At 69.9% G+C, this 24,663-nt stretch carries 21 protein-coding genes; 11 read left to right on the forward strand and 10 right to left on the reverse strand.

The window, feature by feature from the left end:
- Window positions 1-21: 21 nt before the first annotated feature.
- Together C8E96_RS09660 and nhaA are read right to left on the reverse strand one after the other, a co-directional pair.
- Window positions 22-537 (reverse strand): phage holin family protein, encoded by a 516-nt coding sequence (locus C8E96_RS09660; RefSeq protein WP_091380071.1) that lies wholly within the window; start codon window positions 535-537, stop codon window positions 22-24.
- 48 nt (window positions 538-585) lie between these two features.
- Window positions 586-1,785 carry a Na+/H+ antiporter NhaA gene (gene nhaA / locus C8E96_RS09665; protein WP_091380068.1) on the reverse strand — a complete coding sequence of 400 codons (1,200 nt, stop codon included), beginning with the start codon at window positions 1,783-1,785 and terminating at the stop codon, window positions 586-588.
- A 194-nt stretch (window positions 1,786-1,979) separates the two neighbouring features.
- On the opposite strand from nhaA, the gene C8E96_RS09670 reads away from it, so the two are divergent.
- Complete coding sequence (locus C8E96_RS09670) at window positions 1,980-2,663, forward strand: lysophospholipid acyltransferase family protein (RefSeq protein ID WP_091380580.1); 684 nt, start codon at window positions 1,980-1,982, stop codon at window positions 2,661-2,663.
- Here C8E96_RS09670 and C8E96_RS09675 read toward each other — a convergent pair.
- Both C8E96_RS09675 and acs read right to left on the reverse strand, forming a co-directional pair.
- Window positions 2,660-3,379, reverse strand: coding sequence for a VIT1/CCC1 transporter family protein (locus tag C8E96_RS09675; RefSeq protein ID WP_091380065.1), 720 nt, complete (start codon window positions 3,377-3,379; stop codon window positions 2,660-2,662). The genes C8E96_RS09670 and C8E96_RS09675 overlap by 4 nt on opposite strands.
- Before the next feature lie 100 nt (window positions 3,380-3,479).
- Window positions 3,480-5,459 carry an acetate--CoA ligase gene (gene acs, locus C8E96_RS09680; protein ID WP_091380063.1) on the reverse strand — a complete coding sequence of 660 codons (1,980 nt, stop codon included), beginning with the start codon at window positions 5,457-5,459 and terminating at the stop codon, window positions 3,480-3,482.
- Between the two features lie 142 nt (window positions 5,460-5,601).
- Between acs and C8E96_RS09685 the strand changes: the two genes are divergently transcribed.
- From C8E96_RS09685 to C8E96_RS09695, 3 genes are all read left to right on the forward strand, one after another.
- Window positions 5,602-6,330, forward strand: a complete 729-nt coding sequence (locus C8E96_RS09685) for a Fic family protein (protein ID WP_091380059.1) — start codon at window positions 5,602-5,604, stop codon at window positions 6,328-6,330.
- 134 nt (window positions 6,331-6,464) lie between these two features.
- A complete protein-coding gene (locus tag C8E96_RS09690; RefSeq protein ID WP_166657936.1) occupies window positions 6,465-9,662 on the forward strand; it encodes a discoidin domain-containing protein in 3,198 nt (1,065 codons plus the stop codon).
- A gap of 76 nt (window positions 9,663-9,738) precedes the next feature.
- The gene (locus tag C8E96_RS09695; RefSeq protein WP_091380054.1) at window positions 9,739-10,305 is read left to right on the forward strand and encodes a DUF937 domain-containing protein; all 567 of its coding nucleotides are present in this window, start codon (window positions 9,739-9,741) and stop codon (window positions 10,303-10,305) included.
- A gap of 41 nt (window positions 10,306-10,346) precedes the next feature.
- Here the strand turns inward: C8E96_RS09695 and C8E96_RS09700 are convergent, their stop codons facing one another.
- From C8E96_RS09700 to C8E96_RS09725, 6 genes are all read right to left on the reverse strand, one after another.
- Window positions 10,347-11,273, reverse strand: a complete 927-nt coding sequence (locus tag C8E96_RS09700) for an N-acetylmuramic acid 6-phosphate etherase (protein WP_091380051.1) — start codon at window positions 11,271-11,273, stop codon at window positions 10,347-10,349.
- Window positions 11,274-11,319: 46 nt separating this feature from the next.
- Window positions 11,320-12,237, reverse strand: a complete 918-nt coding sequence (locus C8E96_RS09705) for a MurR/RpiR family transcriptional regulator (RefSeq protein ID WP_091380047.1) — start codon at window positions 12,235-12,237, stop codon at window positions 11,320-11,322.
- A gap of 166 nt (window positions 12,238-12,403) precedes the next feature.
- Window positions 12,404-14,122 (reverse strand): serine hydrolase, encoded by a 1,719-nt coding sequence (locus C8E96_RS09710; protein WP_091380044.1) that lies wholly within the window; start codon window positions 14,120-14,122, stop codon window positions 12,404-12,406.
- Between the two features lie 25 nt (window positions 14,123-14,147).
- Entirely contained in the window at window positions 14,148-15,368 is a 1,221-nt protein-coding gene (locus C8E96_RS09715; RefSeq protein ID WP_091380041.1) for an exo-beta-N-acetylmuramidase NamZ family protein, read from the reverse strand.
- A 4-nt stretch (window positions 15,369-15,372) separates the two neighbouring features.
- Window positions 15,373-17,145 (reverse strand): glycoside hydrolase family 3 protein, encoded by a 1,773-nt coding sequence (locus tag C8E96_RS09720; protein ID WP_091380038.1) that lies wholly within the window; start codon window positions 17,143-17,145, stop codon window positions 15,373-15,375.
- 610 nt (window positions 17,146-17,755) lie between these two features.
- Window positions 17,756-18,583, reverse strand: coding sequence for an HAD family hydrolase (locus C8E96_RS09725; RefSeq protein ID WP_091380035.1), 828 nt, complete (start codon window positions 18,581-18,583; stop codon window positions 17,756-17,758).
- A 404-nt stretch (window positions 18,584-18,987) separates the two neighbouring features.
- Between C8E96_RS09725 and ssd the strand changes: the two genes are divergently transcribed.
- The 7 genes from ssd to C8E96_RS09760 all read left to right on the forward strand — a co-directional run bounded on the left by ssd (window position 18,988) and on the right by C8E96_RS09760 (window position 24,630).
- On the forward strand, window positions 18,988-20,037 hold the full coding sequence (ssd, locus tag C8E96_RS09730) for a septum site-determining protein Ssd (RefSeq protein ID WP_091380032.1): 1,050 nt from the start codon (window positions 18,988-18,990) through the stop codon (window positions 20,035-20,037).
- Window positions 20,038-20,329: 292 nt separating this feature from the next.
- Window positions 20,330-21,511: a TadA family conjugal transfer-associated ATPase gene (locus C8E96_RS09735; RefSeq protein ID WP_091380028.1), complete on the forward strand. Its 1,182-nt coding sequence runs from the start codon at window positions 20,330-20,332 to the stop codon at window positions 21,509-21,511.
- A 499-nt stretch (window positions 21,512-22,010) separates the two neighbouring features.
- A complete protein-coding gene (locus C8E96_RS09740; RefSeq protein WP_091380025.1) occupies window positions 22,011-22,796 on the forward strand; it encodes a type II secretion system F family protein in 786 nt (261 codons plus the stop codon).
- Between the two features lie 354 nt (window positions 22,797-23,150).
- The gene (locus tag C8E96_RS09745; RefSeq protein WP_091380021.1) at window positions 23,151-23,741 is read left to right on the forward strand and encodes a type II secretion system F family protein; all 591 of its coding nucleotides are present in this window, start codon (window positions 23,151-23,153) and stop codon (window positions 23,739-23,741) included.
- 12 nt (window positions 23,742-23,753) lie between these two features.
- Complete coding sequence (locus C8E96_RS09750) at window positions 23,754-23,933, forward strand: DUF4244 domain-containing protein (protein WP_091380577.1); 180 nt, start codon at window positions 23,754-23,756, stop codon at window positions 23,931-23,933.
- Window positions 23,930-24,259, forward strand: a complete 330-nt coding sequence (locus C8E96_RS09755) for a TadE family type IV pilus minor pilin (RefSeq protein ID WP_091380018.1) — start codon at window positions 23,930-23,932, stop codon at window positions 24,257-24,259. Before C8E96_RS09750 ends, C8E96_RS09755 begins: the two co-directional genes overlap by 4 nt.
- Window positions 24,256-24,630 (forward strand): Rv3654c family TadE-like protein, encoded by a 375-nt coding sequence (locus C8E96_RS09760; protein ID WP_091380015.1) that lies wholly within the window; start codon window positions 24,256-24,258, stop codon window positions 24,628-24,630. Before C8E96_RS09755 ends, C8E96_RS09760 begins: the two co-directional genes overlap by 4 nt.
- Window positions 24,631-24,663 lie beyond the last annotated feature (33 nt).

The raw sequence follows: 24,663 nt of genomic DNA on the forward strand, positions 1-24,663 counted from the left end.
CGCTGCTCAGCGGTCGGCCGTTCAGCGGCGAGCGGGCACGTGCCCGTTGCCGCTGTGCTCACCTCGGTGGGTGATCGCCGCGGCGGTGTCCTTCATCGAGCTGATCGTCCGCTGCGGAGCCCTGATCGCGCGAACCTTGCGCCAGCCGAGGAACCCGAACAGACCCGCGATCACCAGCATCAACCCGAACACGATGCCGAACGCGGCCGAGCGGACCAGCCCGAGGTCGGCCAGGAGTTCGGCGAGCGCGAAGAAGAGGAAGAACGAGCTGTAGAGCAGGACCGTGAGGGCGACGATGAAGAAGATGCTGCCCTTGAGACCCTTCTTGATCTCGCCGGTGACCTCGGACTTGGCCAGCTCGACCTCGGCGCGAACGAGCGTCGACAGGTGCGTCGTGGCGTCCTTGACCAGGGTGCCTATCGACTGGTCGCCCGCTTCGGCGTAGGCCCGGTCGTCGGCAAGGGGGATCGAGGGCACCTTGGGCAGCCCCGAACCATTGCGGTCTCCGTTTGCGTGCGCGCTGCTCACGAGCGTCATCGTGCCATGCTCGATGCGACCAGGCCGACCGGCCGGTAAATCCGGGCTTTATTCGGCTTGGTGGACGCGACTGCGCCGGGCCAATAGTGCCGCGGCGAACAAAGACGCCGCCGCCGAGGCGACCAGCACCGCGGCTTTGGCGAGTTCGGCGTCGGCCTTGCCCAAGGACAGCTCCGCTATCAGCAGACTGACCGTGAATCCGACACCGCCCAGCATCGCCACCGCGCAGAGATCACGCTTGCCGAGACCGGGCGGCAGCACGGCGACCTTCATCCACACCGCGAGCAGCGACGCGCCGACGATCCCGACGAACTTGCCGACGATGAGCCCGATGATCACGGCGAGTGCCATCCGGTCGCTGTAGAGCTTGCCCAGCGCCTCGCCGTTGACCGGCACGCCCGCGGCGAAGAGGGCGAAGACGGGGACCGCGAACCCCGCCGACCAAGGCTGCAGCCGGTGTTCGAGCCGCAGGGCGGGCGACTCCTTCTCGAATTTGTCGCGCCGGACCCGGGTCAGCAGGCCCATCGCGACGCCCGCGACCGTCGCGTGGACGCCGCTTGAGTGCACCGCGACCCAGATCGCGACCGCCAGCGGGACGTAGATCCAGTACGCGGTGACCCGCTTGTGCTGCAGGAACCAGTACAGCGCCAGCAGGGCCAGCGCGATGCCGAACGCGACGAGGTCGAAGGACGCGGTGAACAGCACGGCGATGATCAGGATGGCGCCGAGGTCGTCCACCACGGCCAGGCTGAGCAGGAAGATCCGGGCGCTGCTGGGCATTCCGGCCCCGGTCAGCGCCAGCACGCCCAGGGCGAAGGCGATGTCGGTGGCGACGGGAATGGGCCAGACGTCGCCCGCGCGCGGGTCTCCCCAAGCGACCGATAGCGCTATCAGCGCGGGAATGACCATTCCGCCGATAGCGGCTAGAGCGGGCAAGAGCGCTGCCTTGAAACGTGACAGTTCGCCGATCACCAACTCGCGCTTGAGCTCTAGACCGACGACGAAGAAGAAGAGAGCGAGCAGCCCGTCTTTCGCCCACGCCCCGACGGTGAGGTTCAGGTGGAACAGGTGCGGCCCGATCTCGGCGTCACGGATAGCCGTGTAGATGCCGGAGGCGGGAGTGTTCGCGAGGATCAAGGCGACCGCGGTGGCCGCGAGGAGCACCAGGCCACCGACGGTCTCGGTTCGAAGGAACCTGGCGAACTCGGCTACGGCCTTGGGCGCGGCGCTACTACGTCGCTGTGACACGGGTTACTCCTTGGTCGGCGGACACCTCCGGCTCACGCCGACCAGGCTTCCCGGCACACCGTGGACAACCTTATAGGACGATCATGACCAGCGAAAACGCCGACGCGGCCCCCTCCGTCGGGTGGTTAGGCGATGATGCGCGGGTGCGCACTGAATCGAACAGACACATCGGCGTGTTCCGGGCGATCAAGCTGATGTTCCTGCTGCCCCGCCGTGGTCGCGGCTTCTGGTACAGCCTGGCGATCGACCTGCTGTGGCCGCTGCTCGCGGTCAGCACCCGGCTTCGCTTCCGCGGCGACCTGCCCAAAGAGGGTGGACTCCTGCTCGCGTCCAACCACCTCTCCAACGCCGACCCGGTGACGGTGACCGCGTTCGCGCTCCACGCCGGGCGCATCCCGCGCTTCCTGGCCAAGTCGAGCCTGTGGAAGGTGCCGGTGATCGGGAGCGTGGCACGCGGCGGCGGTCATATACCGGTCGAGCGGGAGACCGCGCAGGCCCGCGGCGCCTATCACGGCGCGGTCGACGCGGTCCGCCGCGGCGAGTGCGTGCTGTTCTTCCCCGAGGCGGGGTTCTCCGACGACGTCGACCACTGGCCGTCCGCGCGCGTGAAGAACGGTGTCGCGCGGGTCGCGCTGGAGACCGGCGCGCCCGTGGTGCCGGTGGTCAACTGGGGCACCCACACACTGCTCCCCGCGAAGGCGAAGTTCCCCAAGCTGTTCCCGCGCAAGACCATCGACATCGTCACCGGTGATCCGGTCGACCTCTCGGACATCACGGGCACCGACCGTGAGGCGCTCAACGAGGCGACTCGGCGGATCATGGCCGCTATCACCGACCTGCTCTCCGAACTGCGCGGCGAGCGCCCACCGGTGCGCTAGAGGACCGTCACCCCGAACAGGACGCCGATCCAGTAGGTCACCACCATGGCCAGGCAGCCGACGCCGACGTTCCTGATCACCGCCGCCTTCACCTTCGCGCCGCCGAGTCGGGCGCTCACCGCTCCGGTGATCACCAGGCCGATGACGACGGCGGCGGCGCACGTCCACACCCGCAGGCTCACCGGCGGCAGCGCGATCGCCAGCAGTGGCAGCAGCGAGCCGAGCGCGAAGGACACCAGCGACGCCCAGGCCGCCTGCCACGGACTGGTCAGGTTGTCCGGGTCGATCTGCAATTCCGCCTCGGCGTGCGCGCGCAGGGCGTCTTTCTCGGTCAATTCCCGGGCGACTTCGGCGGCCAGTTCCGGCGAAAGTCCTTTTTCGACATAGATGCCCGCGAGTTCGCGTTCCTCGGCTTCGGGCATGTCGGCGAGTTCACGCTTTTCCTTGAGGAGCAAAGCGCGCTCGGTGTCACGCTGGGTGCTCACCGACACGTATTCGCCGCCCGCCATCGAAAGGGCGCCCGCGACCAGTCCGGCGACACCGGCGATGAGGATGGCGCGGTTGTCCGTGGTCGCGCCCGCGACACCTACGACCAGGCCCGCGGTGGAGATGATCCCGTCGTTGGCCCCGAGCACACCCGCCCGCAGCCAGTTGAGCCGTTCGCCGACGCCGCCGGAGTGCGGTTCGGCCGCATGCGGTCCCGGCCGCGCTTCCATTTGTGTCACACCACAATGAAAGCACGGCCGGGAATCGTTCGCGTAACGGAGGATGGCCTTGATATGAATAGGCAATCCTCATTTAAGTAAGGCTTGCCTCTCAGTCCTCCGACGGCTTGTTGCTCAGTCCCTCGGTGATCAGGTTCATTACCGCGCTGTCGGCGAGAGTGGTGGTGTCACCGATTTCCCGGTTCTCGGCGATGTCGCGCAGCAGCCGCCGCATGATCTTGCCGCTGCGGGTCTTGGGCAGCTCGGTGACGACGAGGATCTGCCGCGGCTTCGCGATCGGGCCGATCTCCTTCGCCACGTGGTCGCGCAGCTCGCTCACCGCCGCCTCGGGCGTGCCCTCGGGACGGTTGCGCAGGATGACGAACGCGACGATGCCCTGGCCCGTGGTGGCGTCGGTGGCGCCGACGACGGCGGCCTCCGCGACGCTCGGGTGCGACACCAGCGCGGACTCGACCTCGGTGGTCGAGATGCGGTGGCCGGACACGTTCATGACGTCGTCGATGCGGCCGAGCAGCCAGATGTCGCCGTCGGCGTCGTACTTGGCGCCGTCGCCTGCGAAGTAGAAGCCCTCATCGGCGAAGCGCGACCAGTAGGTCTCGCGGAAGCGCTCCTCGTCGCCCCAGATGCCGCGCAGCATCGACGGCCACGGCTGGGTCAGCACGAGATAGCCGCCGCCACCGGCGGGCACCTCCTTGCCCGCCTCGTCGACGATCGCCGCGCTGATCCCCGGCAGCGGGCGCTGCGCGCTGCCCGGCTTGGCCTCGGTGACCCCGGGCAGCGGGCTGATCATGATCGCGCCGGTCTCGGTCTGCCACCACGTGTCGACGATCGGGATGCGGTCGCCGCCGATGTGCTTGCGGTACCAGATCCACGCCTCGGGGTTGATCGGCTCGCCGACACTGCCCAGCAGGCGCAGCGACGACAGGTCGTAGCCCGCGGGGATCTGCTCGCCCCACTTCATGAACGTGCGGATCAGCGTGGGCGCGGTGTAGTAGATCGTCACGCCGTGCTGCTGGATGATCTCGAAGTGCCTGCCCTCGTGCGGGGTGTTGGGCGTTCCCTCGTAGACCACCTGCGTCGCGCCGTTGGCGAGCGGGCCGTAGACGATGTAGGTGTGCCCGGTGATCCAGCCGATGTCGGCGGTGCACCAGTAGACGTCGGTCTCGGGCTTGAGGTCGAAGACCGCGTTGTGGGTGTACGCGGCCTGGGTCAGGTAACCGCCGCTGGTGTGCAGGATGCCCTTGGGCTTCCCGGTGGTCCCAGAGGTGTAGAGGATGAACAGCGGGTGCTCGGCGTCGAAGGCCTCGGGCGTGTGCGTGTCCGGCTGCTTGTCGACGACGTCGTGCCACCACAGGTCGCGGCCCTCGGTCCACGGGATCTCGGCGCCGGTGCGCCGCACGACCAGGACGTGCTCGATGCTCGGCGTCTCCGCGGTGGCCTCGTCGGTCGACTCCTTCATCGGCGCGGGCTTGCCGCGGCGGTACTGCCCGTCGGAGGTGATCAGCAGCCGTGCCTGGGCGTCGTCGATGCGCGAGCGCAGCGCGGTGGGGGAGAACCCGCCGAAGACCACGCTGTGCACGAGGCCGAGTCGCGCGCACGCGAGCATCGAATAGATAGCCTCGGGCAGCATCGGCATCTGGATCGCCACGCGGTCACCGGCGTTGAGGCCCAGCTCGGCGAGCGCGTTGGCCGCCTTGCTCACGTTGCGCTGCAGATCGGCGTAGGTGATCGTGACCGAGTCGCCGGGCTCGCCGACCCAGTTGATCGCCACCCGGTCGCCCAGGCCCGCCTCGACGTGCCGGTCGACGCAGTTGTAGGCGACGTTGAGCTCTCCGCCGACGAACCACTTCGCGAACGGCGCGTCGTCCCAGTCGACGACCCGTGACCACTTGTTCGCCCAGGTCAGGCGCTCAGCCTGGGTGGCCCAGAACGCGTCGCGGTCGGCGTCGGCGTCGTCGTACCACTGCGCCGAGGCGTTCGCCTGCGCCGCGAACTCGGCGGACGGCGGGAAGACCCGGCTCTCCGTCGACAAGTTGTCCAACGCTGGACTTTGACCGGACTGCTCGGTCATGGGACCTGACCTCCTAGGTAGTTGCCTGACAAGGTCGAACCTATAGCGATCCGGGTCACCCCGACAGTCCTCCCGAATAAAGGTTCAGACCAATTTTCACCGTGTCGCGAGCCACTTCCGAGTGCCCAGTACTGTCCGGTAGGTGACCGATCCCCTGGCTCCACTGCTCGCCCTTCCCGGTGTCGAGGACGCCGTGCGCTCCGCGCGGGACTCGGTCGCCGAAGTCCACCGGCACCCGACGAACCGCCGAGGCTGGCCCGCGACGGCGGCCGAGGCGTCCGTGCGCGCCGCCCGCGCGTCGGCCGTCCTCGACGGCGGCGACCCGGCGATCCCCGAGCTGGGCGATGTCAGTGATCCGGTCCTCGCGGGCGCCCTGCGGGTCGCCGAGGCACTCGGGCCGCTGCTGCCGACGTGGGAACGCGCTCCGCTGCAAGCCCTGGCCAAGCTGCACCTGCTCGCCGCGGCCGACCTGACCGACGGCGACTCGCTCGGCAGGCCCAAGTCCGATGCCGCGCCCCGGCTCGACCTGCTCGGGGGGCTCGTCGCGGGCGGGACGAAGGTGCCGGGGCCGGTTCTCGCCGCCGTCGTGCACGGCGAACTGCTCACCCTCGCGCCCTTCGGCACCGCCGACGGCGTGATCGCCCGCGCCGCGGCCCGGCTGACGTCCATCGGCACCGGGCTGGACCCGAAGGGTCTCTCGGTCCCGGAGGTGTTCTTCATGCGCCGCGAGGACCGCTACCGCGCGGCCGCCGCGGGCTTCGCCACCGGTGAGCCGGAAGCGGTGGGCGCGTGGATCATCTTCTGCTGCGAAGCCGTCGAGGCGGGCGCCCGGGAAGCGACGAGCATCGCGGACGCATCACTCGCTGAGTAACGTCCCTATCACCATATTGCGCTAAGTCGCTGTGTTTAGACTCGCAATTTGGCCGTTTCGGTAACACGGAGCGCTTTTTTTGCGAGCTCTCAAGCATGGGGTTCACTCGTCTGGGGCTAATCGTCGCTGCTGGTGTGGTTGTCACGCCGTACGTCTTCTTTCCGGGAGTGGACGGCGGTGGCCACGGTGCCGACGGCGCCGACCACCACATCGTCCCGACCGCCGCGTCGATGGTTCCGGTCGCGCCCGCGCTCGCGCGCGACGGCTGGACCGTCAATGCCACGAGCGAGCGGTCGGACGCGCGCGCGTCCAACGTGCTCGACGGTGATCCGTCGACCATCTGGCACAGCGACGCGGCCGCGCAGCACTCGATCACCATCGACATGCGACGCACCCAGCGCGTGTCCGGCCTTGCCTACACGCCCCGGCCCGGTGGCGGGAACGGCACGATCGGCCGCTACGAGGTGCGGCTCAGCACCGATGGGGCCACGTGGTCGGACCCCGTGAGCTTGGGCGTCGCGCTTGACGATCCGACGGTCAAGACCATGAGCTTCGCGGTGGGTGGCGCCCGGTTCGTCCGGCTGACGTCGCTGGCCGAGGCGGGCGGACGCGGCCCGTGGGCCAGCGCCGCCGAGCTCACCTTGTTCGGCGACCCCGGTGGACCCGTGCCCACGACGCCGCTGGCTAGGGGCGACCGCACCACGACCGTCACCGACAAGGCGATCACCGTCGACCTGAAGGCGCCGATGGTGATCACCGGGCTGACCTACCGCCACCCGGGCGCGCGCGTCGGCGAATACCGGGTCGCGGTGTCCACCGACGGGAAGACCTTCAGCCCGGCCGTGGCCTCCGGCGTGTGGGAAGACGGCGACAAAGTCAAGGACGCGGCTTTCGCCGGCCAGGTCACCGGCCGTTTCGTGCGACTGACCTCGGTCACCGGATCTGTGTCGGAGAAGGCTGAGATCGACTTGGCCGGCCCGGTCCCGGGCGGCGCCGCGCCGCTGAGCCGATACGGCTGGAGCGCCACCGCGTCCGATGAGGACAGCGCGAACCCCGCGGCCAACATCGTCGACGGACGTCAGGACACGGTGTGGCGAGGACGGCGAGGTCAGCACAGTTCCCAGCTCTCGTCGTTCACCGTCGACCTCAAGCGCGAACAGCCGGTGTCCTCGATCGTGCTCGCTCCCCGCAACCCTGGTCGCGTCGCGAACTACTCGGTCGCGGTCAGCACCGATGGCACGACCTTCGGCACGCCCGTCGCGACAGGCACCTGGTCTGACGATGGGCTGGTGAAGACGGCGGTACTCAAGGGTGCGCCGAACACTCGCTTCGTCCGGGTGACCTCGACCGCGGAAGCCGTGGAGGGCGCGGAGTTCTACGCCTACGCGGCGATCGACCCGGCGAGCACCGCCGCGCTGGACCGCACCGGGTGGAGCGCCTCGGCCTCCGACGAGGAGACCGATCCGAGGTACGACGGCCGGGCCGCCCTCGCCATCGACGGCACGGACACCACGATGTGGCACTCGAAGTGGACGGGCGTGCCCGCGCCGCTGCCGCACTGGATCACCCTCGACATGAAGGCCGCCAAGACGGTCGCGGGCATCCGCGTGCAGCCGCGCGGAGACGGTATGTCCGGCTGGAACGGCCGAATCGGGCAGTACCAACTCCGGGTGAGCAACGACGGCGTCAACTTCGGCGACCCGGTCGCCGCGGGCACGTGGCCCGACACCTCCTCACCCCAGACCGCGCTGCTCACCTCGTCGGTGTCGGCTCGCTATGTGCGACTGACCGCGCTCACCGAAGCGGGCAACCGTGGGCCGTGGACGACGATCCCGGAGATCAACGTCCTGACTCCGGCGCCGCCACCGGACAAGAGCAAGACAGGTTCCTGGTCCGCGGTGAACGGGTACCCGCTGATCCCCGTCGCCACCGCCGTGCTGCCCAACAACAAGTTGTTGATGTGGTCGGCGTACCTGCCCGACAACTTCGGCGGGACGAACGGCTACACGCAGACCGCGATTCTCGATCTGACCACGGGGAACATCACCAACCGCCGGGTCTCGAACACCGAACACGACATGTTCTGCCCCGGCACCTCGGTGCTGTTCGACGGTCGTGTCCTGGTGAGCGGCGGCAGCGACGACAACAACGCCAGCATCTACAACCCTTTCACTGACACGTGGTCCCGGGCCGGAACGTTGAACGTCCGCCGCGGATACCAGGGCCAGACGACGTTGTCGAATGGCGAGGCGTTCATCGTCGGCGGCTCGTGGAGTGGTGGTGAGGGCGGCAAGACCGCGGAGGTCTACTCGCCCGGTCGCAACGCATGGCGCCTGCTCAGCGGAGTGCCTGCCGAACCGCTCATGACGGCCGACGTGCGGGGTGTGTACCGCGCCGACAACCACGGCTGGTTCTTCGCCGTCAGCGGCGGCCGGGTGTTCCACGCGGGACCGAGTAGCCGCATGCACTGGATCAGCACCACGGGGAACGGGTCGATCACCGACGCCGGGCTGCGGGGTGACAGCCCGGATGCGATGAACGGCAACGCGGTCATGTACGACATCGGGAAGATCCTGACCGTCGGCGGTTCACGGCAGTACTCCGAAGGCGATGCCATCAACCGCGCGTACTCGATCGACATCAGTTCGGGCACGAACGCCACGGTGACCCGGGTCGGTGACCTGGCGATCCCGCGCACGTTCGCGAACAGCGTCGTCCTGCCGGACGGCAAGGTGGCCGTCGTCGGCGGCATGACCTACGGCGTCGGGTTCAGCGACCAGACCGCCACGTACATCCCCGAACTCTGGGACCCGGCCACCGGCCAGTTCACCAAGCTCGCCCCCATGGCGGTGCCGCGCACCTATCACAGCGTGGCCAACCTGCTGCCGGACGGAAGGGTGTTCAGCGGCGGCGGCGGCCTCTGCGGGAACTGCGCGGTCAACCACCAGGACGGCCAGATCCTCACCCCGCCGTACCTGCTGAACGCGGACGGCTCACCGAAGCCGCGTCCGACGATCGTCGCCGCGCCCGGCGGAGCCACCCTCGGCGGCAAGTTCACCATCGCGACGGACAAGCCCGTGACGGCGTTCTCGCTGATGCGGCTGAGCTCGATCACCCACTCGGTGGACAACGACCAGCGGCGCATCCCGCTCACGCCGGTCGCGCTGGCGGGCAACTCCTACCAGGTGTCCGTGCCCGCCGATCCCGGCGTCGCGCTGCCTGGGTACTACATGCTGTTCGCGATGGACGCGAACGGTGTGCCCAGCGTGGCCAAGATGGTCAAGATCAGCGAGCCGTTCGTGGCCCGGATGGGTTCGCGCGGTCCCGGATGAGCTTCCGCAGGCGCGGGCAGGCTGCCGTCGTTATCGTTGGCGGCAGCCGAGCCCGGCGCCTGAGGAGGATCCACCCGTGAGCGCGATTGACGACATCCTTGGCCAGATCCCGCTGTCCCAGCTCGCCGCCCAACTGGGCGTCGACGAGGGCACCGCGGAGCAGGCGACCCGTGCCGCGCTGCCCGCGCTGCTGGGCGGAATGCAGGCCAACGCCCAAGACCCGGCAGGCGAGCAGTCGTTGCTGAAAGCACTGGGGCAGCACGACCCCAGCCTCGTCGAGGGCGGCGTCGACCTGAACCAGGTGGACACCGCGGACGGGTCGAAGATCGTGAACAACGTCTTCGGCGCGCAGCAGTCCGAGGTCGTCAACACCCTGGGCGGGCTGCCCGGCATCGACGGCAAGGCGCTCATCGCCAAGCTGCTGCCGCTGCTCGCCCCGATCGTGATGTCCTACCTGGCCAAGAAGCTCGGCGGCAAGCTCGGCGCGCCCGTGCCGGACCAGTCCCAGCAGCCTCAGCAGCAGAGCGGCGGCGCCCTCGGGGATCTCCTCGGCGGCCTGCTCGGCGGCGGCTCCTCCGGTGGCGGCGGGCTTGGCAACCTGGGCGACCTGCTCGGTGGACTCCTGGGCTCCGGTCGCAAGTAGACACCGCACCGTGGCGCACCCCGCGGGGTGCGCCACGGTTTCTAGATGACGTGCGCGTCGAGCAAGCCCAACGCCTGCCGGACGTGGCCGCTGGTCTCGGTGAGCGCCTGGCGGGCGCTGGGAGTGTCCACACCGGACAGCAGGTGCACGAGCGCGACTTTGAGGTCGCCATGGGACTCGGTCAGCGCCGCGGAGCACTCGGCCATGCCCAGACCGGTCGCCTCGCGCAGGATCCGCAGCGTGCGCCCACGCAGCTTGGCGTTGTTGGCGCGCATGCTGACCATGAGATTCGAGTACGTGCGACCCAGCTTGACCATGACCGCTGTGGAGAACGCGGTCAGCACGAGCTTCTGCGCCGTGCCCGCCTTCATCCGCGTCGAACCCGAGATCGCCTCGGGCCCGGTGTCGACCACGATCACCAGGTCGATCTGCGAAGTCCGTGCGGCGTTGGGATTGTTCGACACCAGTGCCGTCGTCGCGCCGATGCCGTGCGCGGTCTCGAGGGCGCTGATCACGTACGGGGTGCGGCCGGAGGCGGTCAGGCCCAGGACGAAATCACCGGGCCGGACGTCGCGGTTCATCTCCTCGGCGGCGGCCAGGTCGTCGTCCTCGGCGGCCTCGGCTGACCGGTGGACAGCCCCCGGGCCGCCCGCGTGGTGGACCTGGAACCAGTCCGGCGGGGTGTTGTAGGTCGGGGCGAGTTCGGCGGCGTCGAGGGTCGCGATGCGGCCGGAGGTGCCCGCGCCGACGTAGTGCACACGCTTGCCCGCGCGCAGAGCCTCCGTCGCCAGGTCGACCGCCTGCGCCAAGAGCGGCAGCGCGGCGGCCACGGCGTCCGGGACCGCGCGGTCCTCGGAGTTGATCGTCCGCAGGATGTCGACCGTCGACATCTGATCGATGTCGGCGGTGCGCGGGTTCCTCCGCTCCGTGGGGGAGTCGACATGCACGGTTTGCCGAGGCACCGTCATCTCACGCAATCCCTTCCGCGAAGCGGCCAGACCCGCGCACCACTGATCACTTCCCGGTGTCTCGCGGCTTGCGCCGTCCGTCGTGCCGGGTCTCGAGCCGGTGCGGTCCGACCGCGTCCCGGGTCGAGTCGAGCGCCTTGATCGTCTCGTCCAGGTGCCGCTGCGCGACACCGATGAACAGGCAGTCGACCACCGTGAGCTGCGCGATCCGGCTGGCCGTCGCGCCCGAGCGGAAGGTGGTCTCCCGCGCGGCGGTGGTCAGCACCAGGTCGGCCACCTCGGCGATCGGCGAGGTCGGGTAGTTCGTCAGCGCCACCGTGGTCGCCCCGTGCTCACGGGCGACCCGCAGGGCCTCGACGGTGTCGGCGGTGGCACCGGTGTGCGAGATGGCCACCGCGACGTCGCCGGGCTTGAGCACGGCGGCCGAGGTCAACATGATGTGCGTGTCGTTCCACGCGAAGCTGACCCGCCCGATCCGATGCAGCTTCTGCTGCAGGTCGAGCGCCACGAACGCGCTGGCCCCGACGCCGTAGACGTCGACCCTCCCCGCGTTCGCGACGGCGCTGACGACCTTGGCCAGCACGTCGATGTCGAGTTGGTCCGCGGTTTCCTCGACGGCCCGGGAGTCGGCGAAGGTGACCTTCCCGACGACGGTCTTGAGGTCGTCGTCGGGGTTGATGTCACCGCCGAGATCCCGGTCGGCGTGCGCCTCGGACCGGGCGGTGTCGGCGGCAAGCGCGATGCGCAGCTCGGGGTAGCCCCCGACGCCGATCGCCTTGCAGAACCTGGTCACGGTCGTCTCGCTGGTGCCCGCGGCCTCGGCGACCTCCGTGATGCTGCGGCGGGCGACGGTGTGCGGGCTCTCAAGCACGACCTTGGCCACCCGTTGCTCAGCTCGGGCCAGGCCCGGCAGAAGCGAACGAATGCGGACCAAGGGACTTGACTCGCTGTGTTCTGCTGTCATTTGACTCGCACTCACGTGGGAAACTTACTAACAGTGATGGGGTAGGACAAGGTGGTGCGTCACCTTTGTCGGCAACGCTACCCAAACGTGTCAGTTTCAGCTGTGGGCCTGGGTGGGGCTTGTTCACGGAATCGCTGGTCGGCTGCGGATTGTTAGCGTCAAACGGTCAACAAGTTTGGAGCCGCCACCCATCCGGCGCTATCAGGTGGGGTTCTTTCTCACCGTTAAGCAGCGATCGATCACCATCGGTGACCAAAATTCGATCGACGTAGAAACCCCGGCCCAGGTACCTGCCATCGGTGATCGCCCGCCAGCGGACGGTGAACGGACCCGTCGCGGGCACGTCGGCGTTGATCGTCCACCAACTCCGGTGGCCCGCACCGGCCAAAACGCCCACTTCGCCAGGCGGTGCGCCCCTACCCGCCGCCCGCATGGGCAGCGAGTGCCACGTCTGGCCGTCGGCGCTCCACTCCAGCTGGAGCGTGTCACTCGATTCGGTATCCACGAACGTGTCGAACGTGACTCGCGCCCGCCCGGTCCCGGGGAGTCGGGCCGAGGTCAGGGTCGACGTCGTGGCGTCGGTCCAGCCGGTGAACCAGGCGTCGGGTCCGTGCCTGGGCCGCACCGCCATCGACCGGGCCAGCCCGCTCGCGAGCCGCTCCCGGGCGACGTTGATCGACCCCCACGCCCGCGACGGGTGGACGCGGTTGGTCAGGAGGATGGTGAAAGACCGCGAAGCCGGGTCGATCACCAGCGAAGTGCCGGTGAACCCCGTGTGCCCGGCGGTCCGCGGGCCGGCCAGCGCGCCCATGTACCAGCGCTGGTTCAGCTCGAAGCCCAGGCCATGGTCGTTGCCGGGGAACTGCGGCGTGTGGTTGGCCAGCATGTCGCGGACCGTCTCGGCGCGCAGGATCCGCCTGCCCGCGTAGGCGCCGCCGTTGAGGATGGCCTGGGCGAGGACAGCCAGGTCGTCGGCGGTGGAGAACACGCCCGCGTGGCCGGCGACCCCACCCAGCGACCACGCGTTCTCGTCGTGCACCTCGCCGCGGACCATCCCGCGCGGGGGCGAGGACTGGAACTCCGTCGTGGCGACGCGGTGCAGCTTCGCGGCAGGCGGGTTGTAGCCGGTGTCGCGCAGCCCCAGCGGTTCGGTGATCCGCTCGGCGACCAGGGCGTCGAGGGACTTGCCGGACCTCGCCTCGACGAGGACGCCGAGGGTGATCAGGTTGAGGTCGGAGTACACGTACCTCGACCCGGGCGGGTATTTCGGCGCCCGGTCGAGCACCGCGGCGATCCTGGTCGGCTTGTCCGGCCAGTCGCGCCACAGCGGGATGAACGGCTCCAGGCCCGAGGCGTGGGTGAGCAGTTGCTTGACGGTGATCGACTTCTTTCCGTTGGACCCGAACGCGGGCAGGTAGGCCGCCACCGGCGCGTGGATGTCGACCGACCCGTCCTCGACCAGGCACAAGACGGCAAGGGAGGTGAACAGCTTGCTCACCGACGCCACGTCGAAGATCGTGTCCGACCGCATCGGCACCTGCCGCTCGGCGGGCAGCTCCGTGCCCGCGGCGTCGGCATAGCGCACCGCCTGGCCCGCCTCGGAGCGCGACACGATCACCCCGTTGTGCGCGGACAACGTGACCGCGCCCGCGAACAGGGGCCTGGTCGGGTTCGGCCGCGTCCAGGCCTCGATGGCCCGCTCGGCCTCGGCAACGGGGGCCGGGTCGAGGCCGACGGACGCTGCGGAACCGGCCCGCAGCACGGTGTTCGCCGGAGCGAACCCCTGCCACGGCCGGTCGAACCGGCCTGCCGCGCTCTCCGCCATCGCCTCCGAACCGCCTGCCATGAGCACTACCGCCATCACCGCGGCCGCCAACCGTGCCATCGCGCTCCATTTCACCGACAGAGGTTCACCGATAGAGGAGGTAGGGCTCCCTGAGTCGCCGGAAATCGGCCAGCTCCGACTGCCACGCGCCGACGATCTCGGCCGCGCCCGCGCCCGCGTCGACCATCCGCCGGAGCCGGTCGGAGCCGGTCAATTTGTCGATAAAGAGATCCGGCCGCCACCCGAACACGGCCGGGAACAGCCGTTTCACCGTCACCAGCATCGCCACGGCGGTCTGGATCGCCTCGAAGCGGCGCTCATCGGTCAGGTGCACCTGCACGCCACCGCACGCGGCGCCGGTGAACTTGCCGAAGGTCGGGACGAAGTACTGCTCGCGGAACCGGACCCCGGGCAGGTCCAGCGCGTTGAGCTCCTCCGCCCAGCGCCAGTCGAGACCGGGCGCGCCGATGATCTCGAACGGGCGGGTCGTGCCCCGGCCCTCCGAGAGCAGCGTGCCCTCGAACAGGCAGGTGCCGGGGTAGGCGAGCGCGGTCTGCGGGGTCGGCATGTTGGGGCTTGGCGGAACCCACGTGAGCCCGGTGTCGGCGAACAGGTGGTCGCGCCGCCAGCCGGTGACGCGCTCGACTGTCACCTCCCGGCCCAGGAACTCGCCGCCGAAGAGCCGGGCCAGTTCCCCGACCGTCATGCCGTGCTGCTGCACGATCGGCTGCCGACCGACGCCGGAGGCGTAAGCGGGATCGAGCCTGGGGCCGCGCGGGGAGCCGCCGACCGGATTGGGTCGGTCGAGGATGATGAACTCAAGATCCTTGGCGGCGCTCATCGCCGTGTACATAGTCCAGATGTAGGTATAGAACCGGGCGCCCACGTCGGCGATGTCGAAGACCACGGTGTCCACGCCCGCCTTTGCGAACTGCGCCGCGAGCTTGGCGGCGGTGGCGCCGTAGGCGTCGTAGACGGGGATGCCCGTGCGGGGGTCCTTGTAGTCGCCTTCCGAGCCGCCAGCCTGCGCGGTGCCCCGGAAACCGTGCTCGGGCCCGAAGACCGCCGTCGGACGCACACCCGCGGCCACCATCGAGTCGACCACGTGGGTGCCGTCGCGCAGGACGCCGGTCGGGTTCGACACGATCCCGAGGCGCCGCCCGGCCAGGCGCCGCCAGCCTTGGCCCGCCAGCGTGTCGGCTGCGGGCGCGGTTCGGCCGCGGGGCTGCGCCGTGGCGGGTGCCGCCGCGGCGGTGAGCAGGGGAGCGGTGAGGGCGGACGCGGCGAGGAAGCTTCGGCGGTCCATCCGGCTACCAGCTCAGGCCGTGGTCGAACGGATAGCGCACTTCGCCCGGCTCGGCGCCGTCCGGGACCGCGACTGGCAGCCTGCCCTTCGGCGGGATCTCTCCGGTGATCACCTTCGTGAGGGACTCCAGGGAGACCTCGCGCCACGAGTACGTCGCCAGCCAGGTGGGGGTGTCGACGAAGCCCGCGTCATACGGAACCTGGGACGCCACGGCGATCACCGGTTTCCCGGTTTCCATCAGGCGGGTGAGCAGCGTGCGCTGGGCGAGGTTCGCGGACAGGTTGTTGGTCAGCACGATCACGAGGTCGACGTCCTGGGCGGCCGTGACCGCCTCGTTGATCTTGGTTTCCACCGGTCTGGTGCCGGTCGGCAGTGGTGTCGTGTCCCACCCCCTGGCGCGCAGGTGGGCGGCCAGCAGGGTGGGGGACTTGGCCGAGTTCACCGTGTCGCCCACCCCGGCGACCAGCGTCTTCGCCGGTGTCCGGCGGGGCAGCAGACCCGCGTCGTTGCGCAGGGCCGTCACCGTGCGGTCGGTCAGCCGCTGGATCGCTGCCTTGTGCTCGGCCGTGCCGACCAGGGCCGGGACGCGTTCGACGGGCACGAACGGCCTGCTCAGGATGCCGCGCTTCGCTTTGAGGGCCACGATTCGGCGAACGCTCTGCTCGACGCGCTCGACCGTGAGCCTGCCGCTGTGCACCGCGGCGAGCACGGAATCCATGGCCAGCCGCAGATCCGGCGGCATCAGCAGCTGGTCGACGCCCGCCTCGATCGCCAGCACCGGGATCTCGGCGTCGGTGAACATCTCCCGGATCCCCTGCATGCCAAGGGAATCGGACACGATCACGCCCTGGTAGCCCATCTCCTCGCGGAGCAGCTCGGTCATGATCGGCTTGGACACGGTGGCGGGGACGCGGGTCGGATCAAGGCTGGGGAACTGGATGTGCGCGGTCATGATCGAGTCGATGCCCGCCGCGATCGCCGCGCGGAACGGCGGCAGGTCAACCCGTTCCCACTCCTCGGCGGACCGGTTGATGATCGGCAGGCCGGTATGGCTGTCGGTGGCCGCGTCGCCGTGTCCGGGGAAATGCTTCGCGGAAGACGACACGGTGGCTATCGGCCTGCCGCTCTCCTGGTAGCCGCGGACCTCCGCGGTGACCATCTCGCTGGTGAGCACCGGATCCGCGGAGAACGACCGGGCGCCGATGACCGGATTGAGCGGGTTGGAGTTCACGTCGGCGACCGGCGCGAAGTTCTGGTTGACCCCCATCGCGCGCAGCTCATGGCCGTTGATCGAAGCCAGCGTCCGCGCGTCCGCGGCGTTGCGGCCCGCGCCGATCGCCATGCTCGCGGGGTACTCGGTGGCGGGCGCCTCGACCCGGGTGACGTTGCCGCCCTCCTGGTCGATCGCCAGTACCAGCGGCAGCCGGGCGCCCGACTCGATCGCCGCCCGCTGCAGGCCGTTGGAGAACTTGGCGAGCTGCACCGGGCTGTCGACGTTGTCGGTGCCGCTGTTGTTGAAGTAGATGACCCCGCCGACCTGGTACCGCCGCACGACCTCGGCCGGGGTGTCGACGCCGTAGGTGGCGCGGTTCATCGAGTGCACCTCGTCGGCCGCCTTGCCCCAGACACTGGCCACGAAGAGCTGGCCGACCTTCTGCTCAAGGGTCATCCGACCCAGGAGGTCGTCGGTCCAGGTATCCACGGAGCGTGCGCGGATCTCGTCCTCCGCTGGTTTGACGGCGGGGATCGCGCTCGCGACGACACTCACAGTCGCCATGGTGGCGGCGGCGATGAGGAGCGCTGCCAGTGGCCGTGGAGTACGCACCCTGCCTCCCGGTGGGTCGTGTCGGCGCTTGTTAACCAATAACAACGCCTACACGGAAGTTACTCACGTCACGATCACCGGGTCAACGCGGTGTTTGCCGCCTGTGGACAACCACCCCTGAAACGGAATTGGGCGGCTCCGCTCCGGAGAGCGGAACCGCCCAAACCTCCGCGCGAACACTCGGGTTACCAAGCGTGCAACGTTGTCGTATCAACATGGCCTCGGCGTCCGGCGTCCCGGTACGCAGTCCCTTGACGACATGCCTCCCGCGGCGTGCTGCGCGTGGGTGCTCGGTGCTCGCGCACGGAGTTCGCTCGGGGTGGATCGGAGCTTCTCTTCGCTTCGTCCCTGGCCGGCTCGAAGTCCGCATCTCCATTTGTACCCAGTGAGGAAGGTCACTTCAAGGGCACTTTCGGGTGCACCGGTAAAGACCACGGAAAGCATCGACCAGCACGGTCTGTGAGCGTAGGCTGGACGCTCTGTTTGCGTCTTAGCCGGTCTGGATCAGGTGGGTACCGCCAGTCGGGTGCATCCGAAACTTCCTTGCGCGACACCGAGTCCGTCAGCGCCTGCGCCTGCGGTAGCCGTACCAGGCCGCGCCCGCCGCCGCGGCCGCCGCGCTGAGGCCGATAGCCGTCACGGCGACCGTCGTGCCGGACGGCGCGTGGAAGCGCGAGCGCAGCGACACCGGCTTGGAGAACGTCAGGATCGGCCAGCCGCGCTCGGTCGCGATCTTGCGGAGCCCGCGGTCCGGGTTGACCACCGCCGGGTGCCCGACCGCTTCCAGCATCGGAAGGTCCGTGCTGGAGTCGGAGTAGGCGTGGCTCGCGGCGAGGTCGTAACCGTGCTGCTCAGCCAACTCGCGGATCGCGGCGGCCTTGTTGTCGCCGTAGCAGTAGAAGTCGATCTCCCCGGTGTAGCGGCCCTCGGCCGACACCATCCGCGTGCCCACGCTGTGCGTCGCGCCGATCATCTCCGCGATCGGGGCGACGATCTCCTCGCCGGAGGCGGAGATGACGACGACCTCGTGTCCGTTGGCCTGGTGCTCGGCGACCAGTTCGGCGGCCTCGGCGTAGACCAGCGGGTCGACGATGTCGTGCAGCGTTTCCTCCACGATCGAGCGAACTTGCTCGACATCCCACCCTGCGCACAGCGACGTGAGGTGCTCGCGCATTCGCTCGACCTGGTCCGCATCCGCGCCGGAAGCAGCGAAAACGAACTGCGCGTAAGCACTCTTGAGCACTCCGCGACGGTTGATCAGGCCGCCTTGGAAGAACGGCCTGCTGAACGCCAACGTGCTGGATTTCGCGATGACCGTCTTGTCCAGGTCGAAGAACGCCGCGATCCGGCCCGGTTGCAGAGGGTCGGCGCTGTTGCCGGAATCGGTCACGCCGCCAGCATAGGAGCGGGCCGCCCGAGGGCCGTCGCGGTATGCCCACGGGGTGAACTCCGCAGCCGTCTTCGGCTGTTCTGTAGCCAAGACACCCAGGGAAGGGGATACAGTATCGATAACCGGCCTAGTGCCGGGACGGTTCAGTCCGACCCCCCGGGGCTGAACCTCTGACGGCCCCCGCCCCTCCCCCCTGGCGGGGGCCGTCCTATATCCATGGCAAGTCGGCCCCCTCCCAGCGTGCCGGCACCCGCCGACAATCCCGGCGCCGCCACCGCTCTGTCCACAGTGACCGCGGACCTGTCCACAGCCTGACCGGCGGGGATTGTTCTCGACGCCCTCTCGAAAGATCGTGATCACAGCGGCCGCCGACGGCCGCACCGATCCGAAGGGAGCTGGTCGTCGTGGCCCGACCGGTGGCGTGCGTACATGGGGACAGCCTGCTCGACGAAGTGCTGCGGGTGGCCGCGGCGGCGGGCTGCGCGGTCGACCGAGTCGCCGACGTCGCCGAACTCCGAGCCCACTGGCAGGACTCCCCACTCGTGATCCTCGACGCCGACGCGGCGGCGGCCTGCCTCGCCATCGCGTTGCCGCGCAGGGAAAGCGTGGTCCTGGTGTGCGCGGGCGACCCACCGCCGACCACCTGGTCCGACGCGGTCGCCCTCGGCGCCGACCGGGTCGTCACCTTGCCCGACGGTGAATCTTGGCTGGTGGAAGCGTTTGCGGACACCACGGAGAGCCCAGCGGGCAAGGCGGGCCGGGTCGTCGCCGTCATCGGCGGGCGTGGCGGCGCCGGAGCCTCGGTGTTCGCTGCGGCTGTGGGCCTCACGGCACTCGAACTAGGCCACGACGCCCTGCTCGTCGACTGCGATCCGCTCGGCGGTGGCCTCGATCTGGTGCTGGGGGCGGAGCAGAGTCCCGGGATGCGGTGGCCCGACCTGCGCCTGAAGTCAGGCCGCATCCCGGTGTCCAGCCTGCGGTCCGCACTCCCAGGGCGCACCAAGGGTGACTCGCGCCTCACGCTGCTATCCGGCGCGAGATCGGGCGAGGCACCAAGCCCCGAGGCGGTCGCCGCCGTCGTCGACGCGGGCAGGCGGGGTGGCGAGACCGTCGTCTGCGACCTGCCGCGCGCCCCCGGCGACGCCGCCCACGCGGCGTTGGACCGCGCGGATCTCGCGGTGGTGATCGTCCCCGCCGAAGTCCGCGCCTGCGCGGCGGCCCGCAACGTCGCCACCCGAATCGCCGCCCGCGGCATCCGCGCGGCGGTGATAGTCCGCGGCCCCGCCCCGGCCCGCCTGGCCCCGTCCGCGGTGGCCGAGGCCATCGGCCTGCCACTGCTCACGACCCTGCGAGCCGACCGCACTCTGGCGCATTCCCTGGACCACGGCGACTTCCAGGTCCGCGGCTCCCTGGCCCGCGCCGCCCGCGTGGTCCTCGCGGAGCTCCGATCATGACCGGAGCCAAGAACGTAGCGACTCGCCTCGCCGACCGACTGTGCCTGCCACTTGCGAGCGGAGTGCGGGAGATCACCGGCATAGCTCACCCCGCCCGCAACAAACCGAGCGGCGTCGTGGGCCACAACGAGATCCACATCCGCAACTCCCTCGCCGATGGTCATCTTCGGTGCTGTCGCCCAATCCGGCGGCGAGGAAGCAAGCCGCGTCGCGGGTCACAACGACTTCCAAACCACGGCCCGACCGCTCCCGCGGTCCTTGCGGAGCTCGAACCATGACCGGAGGCACAGCAGTGACGACCGACCTCGTCGACCGGGTCCGCAGGCGGCTCGCGGGTGGCGCCCGGGAGATCACCTCCGCCGCCGTGGCCCAAGCCGTCCGCGACGAAGCGGGCGGGGTGGTGGGCCACGACGACGTCCTGACCGCGTTGACCCTGCTGCGTCAGGAGTTCGTCGGTGCGGGCCCGCTCGATCCCCTGCTCCGAGACCCGGCCACCACCGACGTCCTCGTGACCGCACCGGACCAGGTCTGGGTCGACGGGCCGGCGGGCCTGCGGCGCACCGAGATCCACTTCCGCGACGAAGACGCCGTCCGCCGCCTGGCCCAACGCCTTGCCATGGCCGCGGGCCGCCGCCTCGACGACGCCCAGCCCTACGTCGACGGCTGGCTGCCGAGCGCGGCCACCAACACCCGAATCCGCCTGCACGCCGTGCTGCCCCCAATAGCCGAAGCGGGCACCTGCCTCTCCTTGCGCGTCCTCCGCCCCGCCGCCCACGGCCTCACCGACCTGCGCCATCTGGCGACATTCGACGGCCAACTCCTCGAAGTCCTCCGCGCGATCGTGCACGCCAGGCTGGCTTTCCTGGTCTCGGGCGGGACCGGGAGCGGGAAGACAACTCTCCTTTCCGCCCTCCTCGGCGAAGTCCCATCGGGAGAACGCATCGTGTGCGTGGAGGACGCGGGCGAACTGCAACCCGCCCACCCCCAATTCGTCCGCCTGGTCACCCGCCCGCCGAACATCGAGGGCGCGGGCGAGGTCACCCTGCGAGACCTGGTCCGACAAGCCCTGCGAATGCGCCCCGACCGGCTGGTATTGGGCGAGGTCAGAGGTCCGGAGGTCTGCGACCTCCTCGCCGCCCTCAACACCGGCCACGACGGCGGCGCCGGAACGGTCCACGCCAACTCGCCGATGGAAGTCCCCGCACGCCTCGAAGCACTGGCGGCGCTAGGCGGCCTGACCGCCGCCGCCCTGCACAGCCAAGCGGCCGCCGCCATTCGCCTGATCCTCCACATGCGACGGTCATCGGCTGGAGTCCGCCACCTACAACAGATCGCCCTGCTCACCAGATCGCCCACCGGCCTGGCGATAACCCCCGTATGGAAGGACAGCGCGTGGACCCCGGCTGCTCCAGCCCTCACCGCCCTGCTGCAAAACGCCGGCGTTCCCCTACCCGCGCCCCTGACACCATGTTGACGCGAACAGCTACCTCGGTCGCGAATCCCCAGCGATGCCAAGCGAATGCGAAGCCAATTGCAGCCAGGCTCGAGACGACGGGGAGTCGCCCTTCCCTGAGCACCGCACGGAGATCCGCTGTGGACGCCGACCCGGCCGTCCGAACGAGCCCTTCGCGACTGAGCGGGATCGAATCACTGCGGTCGCGAAGGCTCGGCCCTCGATCAAGTCTCCGGCGGCTCGCCTTGCTTGAGTCGTCACGCGTGCGTGCGCCCGGTCCTGCGGCGCCTCGGACACGCACACGCGTGCCAGGTTTGGTCGAAGCCGAGTCGTGGTGGCGTACTCGCGCGAGTCCGCGCCAGTCCATCGGGTCGTCGCAGTCAACCGACGGGCACGCGGCTCGCTGGAGTCGCGCACCGGTTCCGCGACTGACGCGGTTCGGGTCGTCGTGGTCGCGGGTGGCCCACTGGGCGACTGCCAGGCCGCGGCGGATCCTGCTCGAACGCCTGGGTGATCGCCGATGCTGATCCCGCCCGTTCTGCTACTGGCCGCCGCCGTTCTCGCCTGGCCGTCCGACCTGGCGTCCCTCCGACTACGCCGCCTCACGACCCGGCCACGCTCGACTCTTCTGCGCAAGCCGAAGCACACAAGCCTCCTCGCCGCACTGGGCGCGGCTGTGGTCTGCGCCGCTGTGGTCGGCCCTGGAAGTGGCATCGCCGTCGCGATGGCGGTGCTGACTGTGGGGCACCAGATTCGAGACCGCCGCCGAATCCGGTCCGGCCTCGCCGCCACCGCCGGTCTGGCCGAAGCCATCCGGTCGCTGGTCGCCGAGTTGCGGGCAGGCGCGCACCCCGCCGACGCGGCCGAAGGTGCGGCACGTGACGCCGACCCCGCGGTCGCGGCGACCTTGCGGTCCGCCGCGGCGGCGGTACGGCTCGGCGGCGACATCGACGGCGCGTTCAGTGCGACCGGTCCCGAGGCGGCAGTGGCAAGGGCATGGCGGCTTGCCACCCGGCATGGCCTGGCGCTCGCGGACGTCCTGGACGCGGTCCGCGCTGAGCTTGACCACCAGGTCGGCTTCGCCAGACAGGTCATCGCCCGGATGGCGGGCCCCCGGGCAGGCGCCATGGTTCTAGCCGGACTACCGGTCATCGGCCTCCTACTGGGCCAAGCGATGGGCGCGGCCCCGTTGACGGTGCTCATGGACTCGTTCGGCGGCCAAGTCCTGCTCGTCGTCGGTGTGGCGCTGGAGTGCGCGGGCGTTCTGTGGTCGGCGTGGTTGACCAGCCGGGTGATCGCGCGATGACCCCACTCTTGCTGCTCGCTGTCTCGGTCCTGGTCGGTGGTCGGACTGTGGTGCGGGTCCGGGCCGTCGTCCCGCCGCTGGGTCTGTCGGCGAGTCGAGTGGTCGCACCGTGACCCAACTCCTACTGCTTGGCGTGGCGGTTCTGGTTGGTGTGCCGCACTGGTTTGTGGCACTTCGACTGGTTCGCGGCGCCGGCCTGGACCATCGGCCGGTGTGGTTGCCCGACTTGGGTGATCGCTCTATGGCCCAGTTTCTCCTGCTCGGTGTTGCGGTCCTGGTAGGTAGTCGGACTGCGGCGCGGGTTCGGGCCGTCGTCCCGCCGCTGGGTCTGTCGGCGAGTCGGGTGGTCGCACCGTGACCCAAGTCCTGTTGCTTGCCGCAGCGGTTCTGGTCGGTGTGCCACACCGGTCCGCTGCGCTTCGGCTCGGTCGGATCCTTGGGCCGCCGACCACCCGCGTCCTCGCCCCTCGACGGCTCCCGAGACCTCGACGGGCGCGGGACACCGACGACGGCACCTACGCGGCCACCTGGGACTTGCTTGCCGCCTGCCTGTCCTCGGGCATGGCGGTTCCGGCCGCGATCCGGGCGGTCGCCGCCGACCTGCCGGAGCAGGCCGGTCAGGCATTGCGGGACACCGCCGACCTCCTCGCCCTCGGCGGTGACCCCGTAGAGGCGTGGTCGCTCGCGCTCGAGTGTCCGGCGACGGCGGGGCTTGCCCGCGGTGCCCGACGGACCGCGCGGTCGGGGGCGGCGCTCGCCGGTGTCGCCAGGGCCCTCGCGGTCGAGGCCCGCGCGCGGACGGGGGAGGCCGCAGAGGCGCGGGCGCAACGTGCGGCCGTGTTGATCAGTGGGCCGCTCGCGCTCTGTTTTCTTCCCGCTTTTCTCTGCCTGGGCGTCGTGCCGATCGTGCTCGGGCTGGCGGGCGTCCTGTCGAACCACCTCTGAATGGAGATCCACATGACTCGCTTCCTGCACCGCCTCCGCCGGTCCGACGACGGCATGAGCACTGTCGAGTACGCGATCGGGACCATCGCCGCCGCCGCGTTCGCGGGCATCCTCTTGGCCGTCGTCAACAGCGACGCGGTCATGAGCGGCCTCAACGCGCTCATCGCCCGGGCGATGGGAGGTGCGGCGTGACCTCCGACCGCGGCGCCGCGACGGTCGAGGCGGCGATCATCATGGTGGCGCTGATGGTCGTCCTCACGCTCGTTGTCGGAGCCTTGATGGCCGTCACCGACCAGATGCGCTGTACCGACGCGGCTCGGGAGGCCGCGCGGCTGGCAGCGCGCGGTGAGGTGGACCGGGGGCGGACGGTCGCGGCGGGCCTCGCGCCTCGCGGGGCCGACATCCTGATCCGTCGCGACGGCGACGCCGTCTCCGTCGAGGTCCACGCTGACGCCCTCGGAGGCATCCACTTACAGGCGGACGCACACGTGATCGCGGAGCCCGGGACGTCCGCATGAGATCGGGCGACGAAGGCGTCGCGACGGTGTGGGCGGCGGGTGTGATCGCCATGGTGATGGTGCTCGCGGGCCTGGTCGCGGGGGTCGGTGCGGCCCTGGTGACCAGGCACCGGGCCGAGGCGGCGGCCGACCTCGCGGCGCTCTCGGGCGCCGTGCACGCGGTGTCCGGTGAGGAGGCCGCGTGCGCCAGGGCCCGGTGGGTGGCCGACCGCATGCGCGTCGAGGTGGTCGGCTGTCGGCTGAGCGGTTGGGACGTGTCCGTGCATGTTGCCGCCCGGCCGCCGACCTTCATCGCGGCGTTCGGTCCGGCTGAATCCACCGCCCGGGCGGGACCGGTCGGCAACGGTCAAACGGTCGGCCTCGCACGGTGAACGGCATCACAGCCACCGCCCGATCGGCGGCTT

Source organism: Actinokineospora alba (genome assembly GCF_004362515.1).
GTDB lineage: Bacteria > Actinomycetota > Actinomycetes > Mycobacteriales > Pseudonocardiaceae > Actinokineospora > Actinokineospora alba.